The organism is Hellea balneolensis DSM 19091 (assembly GCF_000428525.1).
GTDB classification, from domain to species: Bacteria; Pseudomonadota; Alphaproteobacteria; order Caulobacterales; family Maricaulaceae; genus Hellea; species Hellea balneolensis.
The window spans coordinates 804843-818028 of the sequence record NZ_AUAC01000003.1; the positions used below are offsets into that span (position 1 = coordinate 804843).

Consider the following 13186-nt stretch of genomic DNA (forward strand, 5'->3'; position numbering starts at 1 on the left):
CAACTCTTAAGGTGTAGCCCATGTTTCGGGGCTCCTATCTCATAATATGACGCAAATTAACAGGATATTCGAACGACGAGTAGAGCCGATTTTGCAAGGCTGGTCGGCGCCTCATTATCAAAACTTTGATTGGAATGTGGCCGCATTTGCTTTGGGAATTGCGGTGTATTTCGCGCTGCCTTTCGAGCCCTCAATCACAAGCCTTGGCGTGCTGATTGTGCTGATCGCGGCAGGAACAGCCGCATCTAGCCGGATCATGCCACGGCTTTATCCACTATTTTTTGTGATCCTCATAATTTTGTTGGGCGCAGGACGTTCCGCTTGGCACAGCACTGCGTCTGAAACGCCAAGGCTCGCGAATTATGAGCGCATCTATGAGGTCACAGGATGGGTGGAGGCCATTGAGCGCTCACGCAATGGATATCGTTGGCGATTGCGGGTGAATGCGATTGAGGGGCTTAGGCCCGAAGACACGCCCAAGCGGGTAAGAATAAGAGCCAAGACGGAAGGTTTTGCTGCGGGCGATGCTGTAAGCGTTTTGACCGTCATGACCCCGCCGCCGGGTCCTGTTGTGCCCAAGGGATATGATCCGGCAAGGCGGGCTTTCTTTGAGCAAATGGGCGGTTACGGTTTTGCAATTCGCGCGCCTGAACCTGCCGTTCTCAGCGTATTATCACCTGAGGAAAAACTCAAACGCGCCGTTGTTCGCTTCAGGTATAGTCTCGCAGATCATATTCGCGAGGCCGCTCCGGTAAAAACGGCGGGCCTGCAGGCGGCTTTATTGACGGGAGTGCGCGCCTATATTCCGCCCGAACAAACAGAAAATCTGCGCGTGGCGGGGTTGGCTCATGTGCTTGCGATTTCGGGTATGCATATGGGATTGTTGGCAGGGGGCAGTTTCTGGCTTGCAACGCTTATGCTCGCGTCAATTTCACCGCTTTCCCGCCGTTATGATGTGCGAAAACCTGCCGCTATAATTGGGGCGCTAGCGGCAACAGGCTATCTGATTCTCTCAGGCGCTTCCGTCGCGACGCAGCGGGCCTATATCATGGCGATTATTGTCTTTCTGGCTGTCGTGCTGGATCGCCGCGCCTTCTCGATGCGCTCGGTCATGGTCGCCGCGCTTGCGACGCTGATGTTTCATCCTGAGGCGTTGATTTCCGTCGGATTTCAGATGTCCTTCGCCGCCGTGGCAGCTTTGGTTGTGGTTTACAGAGAGTGGGATAAGCGGCGCATATACAAGCCACAGACGCATATATGGGATAGGCTAAAAAGCAATTTTTCAACGATAACAGTCACCAGCTTTGTTGCGGGCACGGCGACATCGGGTTTTGCCGTGCTTCATTTTAACCGCATCGCGCGATATAGCCTGATTGGAAATATTCTTGCTATGCCGCTCTTTACATTTTTTGTGATGCCAGCCGCCCTTGCTACATTGATTGCACTGCCCTTCGGTCTTGAGCATTGGCCCCTTGTTGTGATGGGAAAAGGACTGTCGGGAATGCTCTATATTGCAGACTGGGTGGCCTCTTGGCCTGGCGCAATGTGGTATGTCCAAGCCGCGCCGCCATGGGTGATTGGGGTTTTTGGTTTTGGGTTTTTGCTTATCACCTTGGGAGAAAAACAAAGGCGCTATCTGGGCTTTGCTTTAGCTATCATTTGTTTCGCCCTGTGGAGCCAAACATCGCGCCCCGACATGCGTATATCCGATAGCGGACAGGTCGCTTTTTGGGGTGAGGGCGGAGAGGTACTTTATGTTGGGCGCAAAGGGTCTGATCGTTATGGCCGTAGTCAATTTATGCAAATGAGCGGTGCTCCAAATGGAGAGATTGAGCGCTATCAAGACGCCTTGGCGGATTGCGATAGGCTTGCATGTCGTTTCAAAGTAAAGGGTCAACAAATTTCCGTTGTGAATCATCCGTCCGAAATTGCAGAAGAATGCCGTCAATCTGATATTGTTGTGCTCACTCAACGCGATGCGGGTCCCGTCGTGAAACGGCAATGCAAAGCCCATTTATTTGATGCTAAACGCTTTGCAAAAGAAGGAGCGCAGGATGTCTACATCAAAAATGGAGAGGCGGTTTTTGTTCCGGCTAATAGTGAAGCAAGACGAAGACGGCCTTGGTCATAATTAGTGATATTTTCGCACTAACCCAACTAAAATGCCTTGGACTTCGACGCGGTCGGGGCCGAATGTCTTTGTCTCAAAATCTTTATTTTCTGGAATAAGTTCAATGGTTTGTCCGGATTTGTAAATGCGCTTTAGCGTGGCTTCTTCTTGATCGACAAGGGCGACAACGATTTGGTTATTGCGCGCCGTATTGGCCTTTTTTACGATAACGATATCACCATCTAAAATACCAGCTTCAATCATGGATTCGCCTTCAATTTCGAGAGCAAAGTGATCTGGACCCATCATATTGGGCGGAACAGAAATCATGTTATAGCTGTCTTCAATCGCGGCAATCGGATTACCTGCCGCAATCTTACCGACAAAGGGCACTTCATAAGCGTCATTCGCCGCAACGGGAGCAGGGGCGGATGTGTAATCCTCAGGGAGTTTCAACACTTCCAGTGCGCGGGCTTTATTCGGGAGGCGGCGGATAAAGCCGCGTTCTTCGAGCGCCGTAATCAAGCGGTGAATACCCGACTTACTGGCAAGACCCAGAGCATCCTTCATTTCATCATAAGAGGGCGGAACCCCAACAGCTTTGATTTTACGATCAATCAGTAAAAGAAGGTCTTTTTGTTTTTGGGTTAACATCAGATAGACTCCGAACAAAGTGGCAACATTAATTTTGTTCTATAGATGTTCTTTGTGTTGTCAAGTGGTAGAAATCTAAATATAAACAAGTATGACATCTATAAAAGGAAAGGCTTACATGTGGTTACCGATGCCAAATATTGTTTCGGTGAAGTGCCCGCATTGTAGCTGTCATTCTGAGTTTTCTTTCTCAAAAAGTATAATTCCTAAGAAAATTGATAGACCTTATTTTGACAAGTCTAAGTCGTTTAAGACTCAAAAGGTGCTCAGTGACTCTGGCTGGCAATATTTAGCCTGGTACGATCCAGGATTAGGCAAACGAAATATCGATGTAATTCATGATTTACCTGTAGGTGTGAAAGCAGAAGATTTTAAGCCAAATAACTTTTATGTCAGACATAATTTAAGTCGGGGTGTGGTTGTTTGTCATAGCTGTTCTTTGCGTAAATTACATACTTTGACTTGGCCAGACGATGCGTTTTTCGAAGTTGATTATAAGGGAGAAACTCTTTGGGCCTTCAATCGTGAAATGGCATTGACTATTTTAAACTACTTACAATCTTCTGATAGAAAGAAACGAATTATAAGCACTTCAGGATATGTTTCACAGCATAGCTGGTTACGGAAAATTCCAACAGTTTTTCAAACAAAAAAGGCTAGAAGGGAAGTTGTAACAAAATTAAGGAAAGTTGTGGCTTAATCCCCCTAAAACTCTGGCTGACGCTTCTCTAGAAAGGCGCGAAAGCCTTCTTTGAAATCGTCACTGACAAAGGCTGTTGTGATCTTGTTTGTAATGTCGGGCGTTGCTGTGACGCCGCCTTTTTCGATATGGGCCATCACCTCTTTTGTGACGCGCAGTGAATGCGGGGAGAGTTTTGCGAGGGTTTCTGCATATCTCAAAACTTCTATATCTAGCGATTCAGAGCTGACAATCTGATTGGCTAAGCCTATGCGCAGGGCCTCTTCGGGCTTAATCTTACGAGCCGAAAAGAGCATGTCTTTCGCCATAGGAATACCCACTGTGGCGGCCAAACGGGTGATTTCAGGGAAGGGGTAGATAATGCCGAGCTTGGCAGGCGGTATGGCGAAAAAAGCCGTCTCATCTGTTATTCGCACATCACACGCCAGCGCTAAGCCGCAACCACCGCCCACCGCACCGCCGCGTATTTTGGCAAGGGTCGGGGCCCGAAATTCAACGAGCTTATCAAAAGCGGCATCAACAGCTTCGTTAAAGTCTTTGGCGGTGTCCTCGGTTTTAAAAATGGTTTCAAACTCAGAGATATCTGCGCCTGAGGTGAAATGCTCACCTTCGCCAGAGACGATAAGGACGCGTAAATCAGGATTTGCGCTTAGCTCATCTAAAAGGCTCGGCAAGGCCTTCCACATATCTAAAGATAAGGCGTTACGTTTGCCGGGGTTGGAAAATTCAAGCCAGGCAATATGTTTAGAGTGATAGCCTGATCTTAAGGTTCCGCTCATGCCAGTAAGCCTCGAACAGCCCCCGCCACATCATCCTGCCGCATAAAGCTCTCGCCGATGAGATAACCCTGCGCGCCATGTTTGGCTAATCGCTCAATGTCGTCTTTCGTAAAGATACCACTTTCTGCGATCAAGGTTGCATCCTGCGGCACCTCTGAGGCGAGGCGCGTAAATGTGTCCAGTGTTGTATCAAATGTACGTAAGTCGCGATTATTGATACCTATGAGCTTCGCGCCGAGCTTTACCGCGCGGGCGAGTTCGGCGGCGTCATGGGTTTCAACAAGCGCGTCTAGTCCCAGCGAGGCGGCTTCATCCATCAAGGCTTTGGCGGTATCGTCATCAATCATCGCCATAATGACTAGGATACAATCCGCGCCCATGGCCGCGCTCTCGGCGATTTGGATAGGGTCTAGCATGAAGTCCTTGCGGAGTAGGGGTAACTCAGTCGCCCCGCGTACTTGTTTAAAGATAGCATTGCTGCCCATAAATCCGGGGCCGTCGGTGAGAACAGAGAGGCAAGCCGCGCCGCCCTCGGCATAGCTCCGCGCAATAACGACAGGGTCAAAGTCTTTGCGAATAATCCCTTTGGAGGGACTGGCTTTTTTGACCTCACAAATCAGGGCTGGGCCGCTTTGGGATTGAATGGCTTTGGTAAAGCCGCGCGGGCGAGGCAGGTCCGCCGCAATCTCGCGCAGCTCTTGGATGGAAATGTCTTGGCGCAGAGCTTCGACTTCATCGGCCTTATAGGCCGCGATTTTTTTGAGCACGTCTGGGGCGTCCATCAGGCTAGCCATGAGCAATCTCTCCGGTCGACACCTTTATAAGAGTCTCAAGGGCGTTCAGGGCTTTGCCGCTATCGATGCTTTCCGTTGCCATATCTATGCCGCTTGGAATATCGCTTGCTAGCCCTGCAATCATCAGGGCAGCGCCGCTATTGAGGCTGACAATATCACGGTAATCGCCATGTTCGCCTTTGAGTAAGGCCAGCATGGCATGGGCATTCTCGGCAGGGTGCCCGCCTCGAAGGCTCTCTATTGTGGTCAGCTCAATACCATAGCTTTCGGGCGAAATGGTGAACTCTGTTACCTGTCCGTCTTTGACCTCAGACACGAATGTCGGGCCAGTTGTTGTAATTTCGTCTAGGCCATCAGACCCATGAACAACCCATATATGCTCAGCGCCCAAGCCGACAAAGGCCTCGGCCATGAGGTGCCGCCAATCATCATTATTCACGCCAACCAGCATACGCGGCGTACTGGCGGGATTACTCATTGGGCCGAGTAGGTTAAAGAGCGTGCGCTTTCCAATGGCTTTCCGTGCAGGGCCGACAAAGCGCATGGCGGGGTGATGGTTGGGCGCGAAGAGAAAACCGACACCCGCCTTATCGACACATTCCGCTGCTTTTTCAGGGGTAATAGTGAGGTTTACGCCAAGCTCTGAGAGCGTGTCAGCTGTGCCTGTGAGAGAACTTGCCGCGCGATTGCCATGTTTGGCCACCCTTGCGCCTGCACCCGCGCAGACGAGGGCGGAAGCGGTGGAGATAGAGAGCGTATGCAATCCCGTACCGCCTGTACCAACAATGTCGATGGCATTCGGAATATCAACGGGGGTCATATTTTCCCGCATAATTTCAACGCCGATACGAACTTGCTCAGATGTTAGGCCAGCGTCGTTTAAGCCGATAAGGAAGTCTTGAATCTCCGCGTCAGATTTCTCGCCGCGCAAGATGCTGCGCATGATATCTGCGAAGTCACTCATTTCAGGCCCGCAATCTGTAGGAACTTTGAAATCAAGGCATGGCCATTTTCAGAGGCAATCGACTCAGGGTGAAATTGCAAACCGTGAATAGGGCGCGTTTTATGGCGCAGGCTCATAATTTCTTGATCTTCCGTCCAAGCATTCACCGCGAGGCAATTGGGTAGGCTTTCACGTTCTACTGAAAGGCTGTGATAGCGTGTGGCTTTGAACGGGTTATCCAAGCCTTTAAATAATCCCGTGCCGTCGTGGTGGATATCGCTGACCTTACCATGCATGATTTGCTTTGCGCGGATGACCTTACCGCCAAAAGCCTGACCGATAGATTGCTGACCGAGGCAAATGCCGAGAATGGGCAGGTCCTCAGGGGCTTGGGCGAGGAGGTCCAGACACATACCCGCCTCATCCGGGGTCTTAGGGCCGGGGGATATCATGACGGCCTTCGCGCCAAGGCTTAGCGCTTGTCCCGCGCCCATATCATCATTGCGGATAACGTGCGTTTCCGCGCCCATCTCCTGCGCATAATGGACGAGGTTATAGGTAAAGCTGTCGTAATTATCGATGACGAGGAGTGTCATTTATTTTAATCTTTCGTTTCGACTTGTGGTTTTCATAGCCTGAATGTCATTTAGTCTTTTTTGCGTCTTATAGTTCATCCACCAAGCTAGAAATATAAGGGGTAAAAATGGAATAAATAGCAATATAGGTGTAAAAAACATCAAAATTGGTAATAAAGGTAATACTAATGCTGTAGCGCCAATCATAAGCGATAAATGTGATAGTTCTTTGGACTGCCAGTCACCCTTGCTCCGCAATTTAATGAACTTAAATATTGATATGATAAATATCATTACTCCGATACTGATTGAACATATCCATAAATTCACAGTCAATTCCGATCAAATTTCACGCTCTGCTCAGCCGCGCGGAAGAGCGCAGCAGCCTTATGAAGCGTTTCTTCAAATTCAGATTTGGGTACGGAGTCCATAACAATACCTGCGCCTGCGCGGACATGGAGCGTACCGTCTTTGACGATGCCAGTCCGCAAAGCGATAGCCGTGTCCATATCGCCGTTAGAGGAGATGTAACCCACCGCGCCCGCATAGATGCCGCGCTTTTCGGCTTCCAGCTCGTCAATGATTTCCATAGCGCGTACTTTGGGCGCGCCTGACACTGTGCCCGCAGGGAAGCCAGCGAAGAGAGCAGAGATCGAGTCATGTTCATCTAGAATATCTCCTTCGACATTAGAGACGATATGCATGACATGGCTATAGCGCTCTATGGTGAAGTGTTCTGTTACGCGGACTGTGCCGGCCTTCGACACGCGGCCCACATCATTGCGGCCCAAATCGAGCAGCATAAGATGTTCGGCACATTCTTTTGGATCGGCGAGTAAGTCTTTCTCGTGCTGTAGGTCTTGAGCTTGTGTCTTTCCGCGAGGTCGTGTTCCCGCGATAGGGCGAATGGTAACGACACCGTCCCTTAGACGTACCAGAATTTCAGGACTGGAGCCGATAATGCTGTGATCCTCGAAATTCAGGAAATAAAGAAAGGGCGAGGGGTTCATGCGCCGCAAGCTACGGTAAAGCGCGAAGTCACTGGCGGGAAGCGGCGCGGAGAGGCGCTGTCCGATGACCACTTGGAAAATATCCCCTGACAGGATGTAATCTTTTGCCTTTTTTACGCGCTCTGAAAACGCACTGACCGTCGTGCCCAGTTTCGGCTCTATGACGGGCGTGTCTATATCTTCAATGACGTTATGGCTGGTGGGCAGGCTAAGGTCGCGCACCACGGCCTGAATACGCTTGACGGCTTTGTGATAGCTCCCGCCGGGATAGACAGGTGAGGCGACAATGATTTCCTGCGCCACCGCATCAAAGATGGCGACGATTGTAGGCCGTACCATAATCGCGTCAGGGGTGCCGATAGGGTCAGGCAAGTCAGAGGCCAATGTCTCCACTTGGCGGATCATGTCATAACCGAGATAACCGAAAAGCCCGGCGCCCATAGGCGGGATGCCTTCGGGGAGATCAAAAGCGCTTTCGGCTTGAAGGGCGCGGAGCGTGTCTAGCGGCTGCCCGTCCAATGTTTTAAACGCCTCGCCATCACGGGAGATTTCACTAACGTCACCCTGGGAGCGCCAAATGACATCGGGTGAGAAGCCCAAAAAGCTATAACGTCCCCGAATTTCACCGCCCTGCACAGATTCAAACAAAAAGGCGTAAGGTTTTCCCGTCGCGATTTTCAGATAAGCCGAGACTGGGGTGTCCAGATCATTGACAACCCGCGCATAGACAAGCTGCGGCTTTGATCCGTCAAACTCCTCTTGGCTAGGGCTTATTTTTAAAGACATTACTGATTGTCAGTGATGCCGAGCGCCGTGCGAACCTTATCAGGATATTCGCGAAGCTCATTCTCGCGCAGGATCGCTTGCTGATAAGCATTTTGCAGATCAGAGCTAATCGCTTGTGTCGCTTGCTCTTGCAAAACATCGAGGAATTGTCCCGCGAGACCATCCTGATTGGGCACGATTTCGGTCAGCTTTGCGACTTGGCGGGTCGTGCCGTCCGGTCCGGGACCGCGCGAAACAGCGCCTACTGCGCCGTCAAGCATACCAAGCGCAACGGCATTACCAAGGGTGCGGGGCGGCTGTGCGCGGACAATGACGATATCTTCAACTGATGCACCGTTCTGGACTGTTTTTGCGACGGTATTTATATCTTCGCCTGTTTGAATTTTACTTGCCAGCTCTGCGGCCAATTCATCCAAAGCTTCCCCCGTTTGCTCAGCCTTCCAAGCGGAAGTCGCCACGTCTTTGATCTCCTCAAAGGGGCGCATTGTGCTGTCGATAATATCTTCAACGCGGATGGAGGCATAACCTTCCGTTCCGGTTTCAAACAAATCAGTTTCAAAGCCTAAATCGCTTGTAAAGACTTCGCGCAATAAAATATCATCTGCCGCTATGCCGGGGATGGCAGAGAAGCCGCGCATTCTGACGCCGTCACGTGTTGTGCCTGAGCGGTCAATGTAATCATAGAAAGATAAAGGCCATCCGACTTTGGCGCCAATCTCTTCCAGCGTTAGGCCGTCTGTCATCACGTCTTCAATATCCGCAGTAATATCATAGAGCGCTTCTTTCGCTTTTTCCGTCAAGAGCGTCTCTCGAATTTCGTCCTTTTGGGCGTCAAAGTCAGGAATAACGGCGGGCGTGACCGCTGTAACGCCGACAGCATACCAATTGCCAAGGCTTCCGAGAACGGCTTTGGCTTTGCCTTGCTCAAGACTATAGGCGGCTTCAGCGGTTTCAGGGTCAAGGATGGCATCTTTCAGAACATCCGTATAAATTTCAGGATCGACAAGTCCTAGACCGGCGGCAACCGCCACAGCATCATCACCACGCGCAAGCTGTTCAGCCGCTTTGATCGCTGTGTCTTCGTCTGTCGCCGTAATTTGAACAACAGAGCGCGTTTCAGGCGATCCGATTTCACCGAGGTCAATCTGATATTGAAACGCGGCTTTTACTTCATCCTCAGTTGCGTCCATGTCGGGCGTCAAATCAAAGGGTTCAAGACGTAGCATCACTACGCGGCGATATTCCGGCGCTGTATAAGCTGCGCCGTTTTGATCAATATAGGCCTTCAATTCCTCTTCGCTCGGCTCTTGCGGGGCAGGGACAGCCTCCGCAGTGATCGTCAGAACTTCAGCTTTGCGCTGTTCCGTAATGAAATTATAGCGCTGCGTGGCATATTCAGCCGGGGCTTGCAGACCGCCAATAATCGCCGGCACGGTTTGTTGGCGGCGAAGCGTGCGAAAGATATCATCTTCAAATTGCTTGCGCGTAATACGGTTCTGCGCGAGAATATTATTGAGTTTCTCTTCGCTAAATTCACCCGTCAGGTCATTTTGAAAGGTTGGGATATCTTTGACCACATCACGGGCCACACTGCGATTCACCCCCACGCCCAGCTCGTCCGCGTCTATGCCAATGACGGTATCTGTCAGCAAGTTCTGTAAAACACGGTTATGAATGCCTTGGGCATAGGCCTGTTGGTTAGTGACAGAGGTGCCATTATCGCGGTTCAGCGTCTGTAGCTCCCGCGAAAAGGCATCCTCAAATTCGGCCGAGGTAATTTCCGCATCGCCAACGGTAATGACGGCATTTCCGGCACGCGCAGTGAACACGTCATTCACGCCCCAAACCGCAAAAGCCACAACCAAAAGGCCGACCAAAATGGCCACCATAAAATTACGAATTTTTCCGCCTACAGATTCGGCCATAAGTCCATCCTGTTCAAATCGAAAACTTACATAGCCATGCGCCCGACTCGATACAAGAGCGATTAGTCTTGTCATGCAGAGTAATCACGGCATTATAAGCGCTGATTCAAGGCCAGATTCAAAGGAATGATTATGCGCCCCTTAATTGCCGGAAATTGGAAAATGCACGGAGATATGAGCTGGATAGAAAAGCCGGCTCAATTTGATACCCTTATGCCCGCGACTGAGCGTGGGCACTTGGACATCCTTATTTGCCCTCCCGCGCTTTTCATCGCGCCTATGGCCGCAAGCTGTTTTGAGACGAATATATTGCTAGGCGCGCAAAATTGCCACCGTGCAGAGAGCGGCGCGCACACAGGGGAGGTAAGCGCGGGAATGGTAAAATCTGCGGGTGCTGATTTCGTAATTGTCGGTCACTCTGAAATACGTGCGGGCGGCGAAACGGACGAAGATGTCGCCACCAAAGCTATGGCGGCGGCCAAGCAAGGCCTAATGCCCATCATTTGCGTCGGCGAGAGCTTGGATACCCGCAAAGACGGCCAGGCCGAAAGCGTTGTCTCCGCGCAAATCAAAGCCTCTGTGCCTGAAGGCCTAACCGATTATGTTCTCGCCTATGAACCCATCTGGGCCATAGGCACAGGCATGACCGCCACAGCAGACGACATCAAAGCAATGCACGCCGTCATACGCGAAATCGTCGGCCCCAATGTGCGTATTCTGTACGGAGGCTCCGTCAAACCCGCCAACGCCAAAGAGATATTAGGTACCGAGAATGTCAACGGCGCGCTAATAGGCGGCGCGAGTTTGGAGATGGAGAGTTTGGCGGCGATAGCGCGGGCGGCGTAGGGTGGGTTTGGTATTTGGAGTTATTATATTCAAAGGGGACGTTAGCGGAGTATCAGAAAACCCACAAAGATGGTTGCGCGCATTTTTCAAACCTAACTATTGTTTCCAATTAATATCCTGCATACCCATACTTTGTTTTGGAGAGCAATATGGTGCGATGGCAAATTGATTTGGTGAGGCAAGGTGAATGACTTATCTGCCCGTTGATCAGGAAAAACTCCTCGCGTGGATGGATAAGCAAGTGCTCGGAGACGGTGACATTTCCAACGCCCGAATGCTGTCGGGCGGAACCCAGAACATTATGTTCCTCTTTGAACGCGATGGACGACGGTTTGTTTTTCGCGCGCCGCCGCCGCATCCGAGAGCTGAGTCCAACACAATTATGAGGCGCGAAGGCGTGGTCTTGAATGGGCTTTCCGGAACAAATGTCCCGCATCCTGAATTCATCGCGGGGTGCTGGGACACCGAGACCTTGGGCCGATATTTCTATCTCATGGAGCCTGTGGACGGGATTAGTCCTGCGAATCAATTACCAAAGCCGCATAGTCAGAGCCGGGACATCCGAAACCGGATGAGCTTCTCTTATATGGAGGGTATGGCCGCATTGGCGGGGGTGGATTATCAGGCCGCTGGGCTGAAAGATTTTGGAAAAGCTGATGGCTTTCTTGAGCGCCAAGCGGGCCGCTGGTTGTCCCAGATTGAAAGTTATTCGAAATTTGAAAATTGGACAGGTTCTACAGATTTGGGCGATTACCCCAAAATAGCCCAGTGGCTCGATGATAATATTCCAACTGACTATCAACCCGGTATTATTCACGGCGATTGTCATATTGGGAATGTGATGTTTGCGCTTGATAGCGGCGAGCTTGCCGCGATGATCGATTGGGAGATGTCGACAATCGGTGATCCGCGGATTGATGTGGGCTGGGTCATGGCGACGTGGCCGTCCGACCCGGAGTTTCGAATTTTCAACATTGAGCCTTGGGATGGTTTTGCGGAGGTCAGCGATATGGTGAAGCATTACGGCGACGTTTCAGGGCGCAATATGGATAGTATTCATTGGTTCGGCGTGTTGGCATGTTTCAAACTTGGCGCTATTCTAGAGGGCACGCACGCACGGGCCAGTGCAGGAAAAGCGCCGAAAGAAACAGGCGACATACTACACGGCATTACGATAAACCTTTTCAAAAAAGCACATCGCTTAATGGCGGGCGGCTAAAGCGCAGAGAGCTCGATTATGAATGATATGGATTTCACAGATAAGACCGCTCTCATTGTGGGGGGCTCAAGCGGAATTGGAAATGGCGTAGCGCAAAATTTTCGCGCGCGCGGAGCGGATGTCCATGTTTGGGGAACGCGTAAGAGCGCATCAGACTACAGCGCTGCTGACGGCTCTGATTTGGAAGGCCTGACCTATAGCTGCGTTGATGTTTCAAAATTTGATCAGATTGATGCCGCCAAGCCCACATTTGAAAGCCTGGACATTCTTGTGCTTTGTCAAGGGCTCGTACGCTACGGCAAAGCGGAATTCGAAAGAGCTGGCTGGGACGAAGTGATGAACGTGAACCTCAACTCCGTCATGGATTGCAGCCGTAAATTTCACCCCATGTTGAAAGAAAGCGCCGGCTCTCTAATCATTATGAGTTCCGTCGTCGCCTTCAGATCTTCAATGGGTAACCCCGCCTATGTCGCGTCCAAAGCAGGCGCTGCGGCGCTGACAGCGACGCTCGGCGAGGCTTGGGCCCGTGACGGTATCCGTGTAAATGGTATCGCGCCCGGGTATGTAGAAACCAAGCTAACGGCAGTCACATCTGAAAATGAAAAACGCCATGATATGATGGTGAAATCTATTCCGCTTCGCCGTTCCGGTACACCCTCGGAAATAGCAGGCGCAGCATTATTTTTGGCGTCTCCCTTAGCGTCTTATGTCGTGGGTCAAACACTTGTCGTGGATGGCGGCATGATCCTATCCTAAAGGCCAAACTTGGAGCGTCCTATAAGCGCCTCAAGTAACACGCTCTCTAATGTCAGCTTCGCCCCGATAGTGTTGAAAAACTCCACTTT

12 protein-coding genes are annotated in these 13186 nt (G+C 50.9%); 5 read left to right on the forward strand and 7 right to left on the reverse strand.

The window, feature by feature from the left end; all coding sequences use genetic code 11:
- The first annotated feature begins 46 nt into the window (after nucleotides 1–46).
- Nucleotides 47–2131, forward strand: a complete 2085-nt coding sequence (locus F569_RS19000; protein ID WP_051279707.1) for a ComEC/Rec2 family competence protein — start codon at nucleotides 47–49, stop codon at nucleotides 2129–2131.
- Here the strand turns inward: F569_RS19000 and lexA are convergent, their stop codons facing one another.
- On the reverse strand, nucleotides 2132–2764 hold the full coding sequence (lexA, locus tag F569_RS0110075; protein WP_026942108.1) for a transcriptional repressor LexA: 633 nt from the start codon (nucleotides 2762–2764) through the stop codon (nucleotides 2132–2134). It lies immediately after the preceding gene.
- A gap of 91 nt (nucleotides 2765–2855) precedes the next feature.
- Here lexA and F569_RS0110080 point away from each other — a divergent pair, with 91 nt between their 5' ends.
- Nucleotides 2856–3464 carry a hypothetical protein gene (locus F569_RS0110080; protein WP_154813706.1) on the forward strand — a complete coding sequence of 203 codons (609 nt, stop codon included), beginning with the start codon at nucleotides 2856–2858 and terminating at the stop codon, nucleotides 3462–3464.
- Nucleotides 3465–3469: 5 nt separating this feature from the next.
- Here F569_RS0110080 and F569_RS0110085 read toward each other — a convergent pair whose 3' ends face one another.
- From F569_RS0110085 to F569_RS0110115, 6 genes are all read right to left on the reverse strand, one after another.
- Complete coding sequence (locus tag F569_RS0110085) at nucleotides 3470–4243, reverse strand: enoyl-CoA hydratase/isomerase family protein (RefSeq protein ID WP_026942110.1); 774 nt, start codon at nucleotides 4241–4243, stop codon at nucleotides 3470–3472.
- The gene (gene trpC / locus F569_RS0110090) at nucleotides 4240–5037 is read right to left on the reverse strand and encodes an indole-3-glycerol phosphate synthase TrpC (RefSeq protein WP_233353635.1); all 798 of its coding nucleotides are present in this window, start codon (nucleotides 5035–5037) and stop codon (nucleotides 4240–4242) included. Before trpC ends, F569_RS0110085 begins: the two co-directional genes overlap by 4 nt.
- Nucleotides 5030–6001 carry an anthranilate phosphoribosyltransferase gene (gene trpD, locus F569_RS17470; RefSeq protein WP_051279710.1) on the reverse strand — a complete coding sequence of 324 codons (972 nt, stop codon included), beginning with the start codon at nucleotides 5999–6001 and terminating at the stop codon, nucleotides 5030–5032. Before trpD ends, trpC begins: the two co-directional genes overlap by 8 nt.
- Nucleotides 5998–6576: an anthranilate synthase component II gene (locus tag F569_RS0110100; protein WP_026942112.1), complete on the reverse strand. Its 579-nt coding sequence runs from the start codon at nucleotides 6574–6576 to the stop codon at nucleotides 5998–6000. Before F569_RS0110100 ends, trpD begins: the two co-directional genes overlap by 4 nt.
- A 311-nt stretch (nucleotides 6577–6887) precedes the next feature.
- Nucleotides 6888–8351 (reverse strand): anthranilate synthase component I, encoded by a 1464-nt coding sequence (trpE, locus tag F569_RS0110110; protein ID WP_034388162.1) that lies wholly within the window; start codon nucleotides 8349–8351, stop codon nucleotides 6888–6890.
- Entirely contained in the window at nucleotides 8351–10276 is a 1926-nt protein-coding gene (locus tag F569_RS0110115) for a peptidylprolyl isomerase (protein ID WP_026942115.1), read from the reverse strand. Before F569_RS0110115 ends, trpE begins: the two co-directional genes overlap by 1 nt.
- A gap of 126 nt (nucleotides 10277–10402) precedes the next feature.
- Here F569_RS0110115 and tpiA point away from each other — a divergent pair, with 126 nt between their 5' ends.
- The 3 genes from tpiA to F569_RS0110130 all read left to right on the forward strand — a co-directional run bounded on the left by tpiA (nucleotide 10403) and on the right by F569_RS0110130 (nucleotide 13097).
- Nucleotides 10403–11122, forward strand: coding sequence for a triose-phosphate isomerase (tpiA, locus tag F569_RS0110120; protein ID WP_026942116.1), 720 nt, complete (start codon nucleotides 10403–10405; stop codon nucleotides 11120–11122).
- Nucleotides 11123–11309: 187 nt separating this feature from the next.
- On the forward strand, nucleotides 11310–12341 hold the full coding sequence (locus F569_RS0110125; RefSeq protein WP_026942117.1) for a phosphotransferase family protein: 1032 nt from the start codon (nucleotides 11310–11312) through the stop codon (nucleotides 12339–12341).
- A gap of 18 nt (nucleotides 12342–12359) precedes the next feature.
- Nucleotides 12360–13097, forward strand: coding sequence for an SDR family NAD(P)-dependent oxidoreductase (locus F569_RS0110130; RefSeq protein WP_169697920.1), 738 nt, complete (start codon nucleotides 12360–12362; stop codon nucleotides 13095–13097).
- Nucleotides 13098–13186 lie beyond the last annotated feature (89 nt).

Excerpts from the sequence above, each read along its gene's own strand:
- F569_RS19000 (WP_051279707.1), top strand. The coding sequence starts at position 47 with ATGACGCAAATTAACAGGATATTCGAACGACGAGTAGAGCCGATTTTG.
- lexA (WP_026942108.1), bottom strand. The coding sequence starts at position 2,764 with ATGTTAACCCAAAAACAAAAAGACCTTCTTTTACTGATTGATCGTAAA.
- F569_RS0110080 (WP_154813706.1), top strand. The coding sequence starts at position 2,856 with ATGACATCTATAAAAGGAAAGGCTTACATGTGGTTACCGATGCCAAAT.
- F569_RS0110085 (WP_026942110.1), bottom strand. The coding sequence starts at position 4,243 with ATGAGCGGAACCTTAAGATCAGGCTATCACTCTAAACATATTGCCTGG.
- trpC (WP_233353635.1), bottom strand. The coding sequence starts at position 5,037 with ATGGCTAGCCTGATGGACGCCCCAGACGTGCTCAAAAAAATCGCGGCC.
- trpD (WP_051279710.1), bottom strand. The coding sequence starts at position 6,001 with ATGAGTGACTTCGCAGATATCATGCGCAGCATCTTGCGCGGCGAGAAA.
- F569_RS0110100 (WP_026942112.1), bottom strand. The coding sequence starts at position 6,576 with ATGACACTCCTCGTCATCGATAATTACGACAGCTTTACCTATAACCTC.
- trpE (WP_034388162.1), bottom strand. The coding sequence starts at position 8,351 with ATGTCTTTAAAAATAAGCCCTAGCCAAGAGGAGTTTGACGGATCAAAG.
- F569_RS0110115 (WP_026942115.1), bottom strand. The coding sequence starts at position 10,276 with ATGGCCGAATCTGTAGGCGGAAAAATTCGTAATTTTATGGTGGCCATT.
- tpiA (WP_026942116.1), top strand. The coding sequence starts at position 10,403 with ATGATTATGCGCCCCTTAATTGCCGGAAATTGGAAAATGCACGGAGAT.
- F569_RS0110125 (WP_026942117.1), top strand. The coding sequence starts at position 11,310 with ATGACTTATCTGCCCGTTGATCAGGAAAAACTCCTCGCGTGGATGGAT.
- F569_RS0110130 (WP_169697920.1), top strand. The coding sequence starts at position 12,360 with ATGAATGATATGGATTTCACAGATAAGACCGCTCTCATTGTGGGGGGC.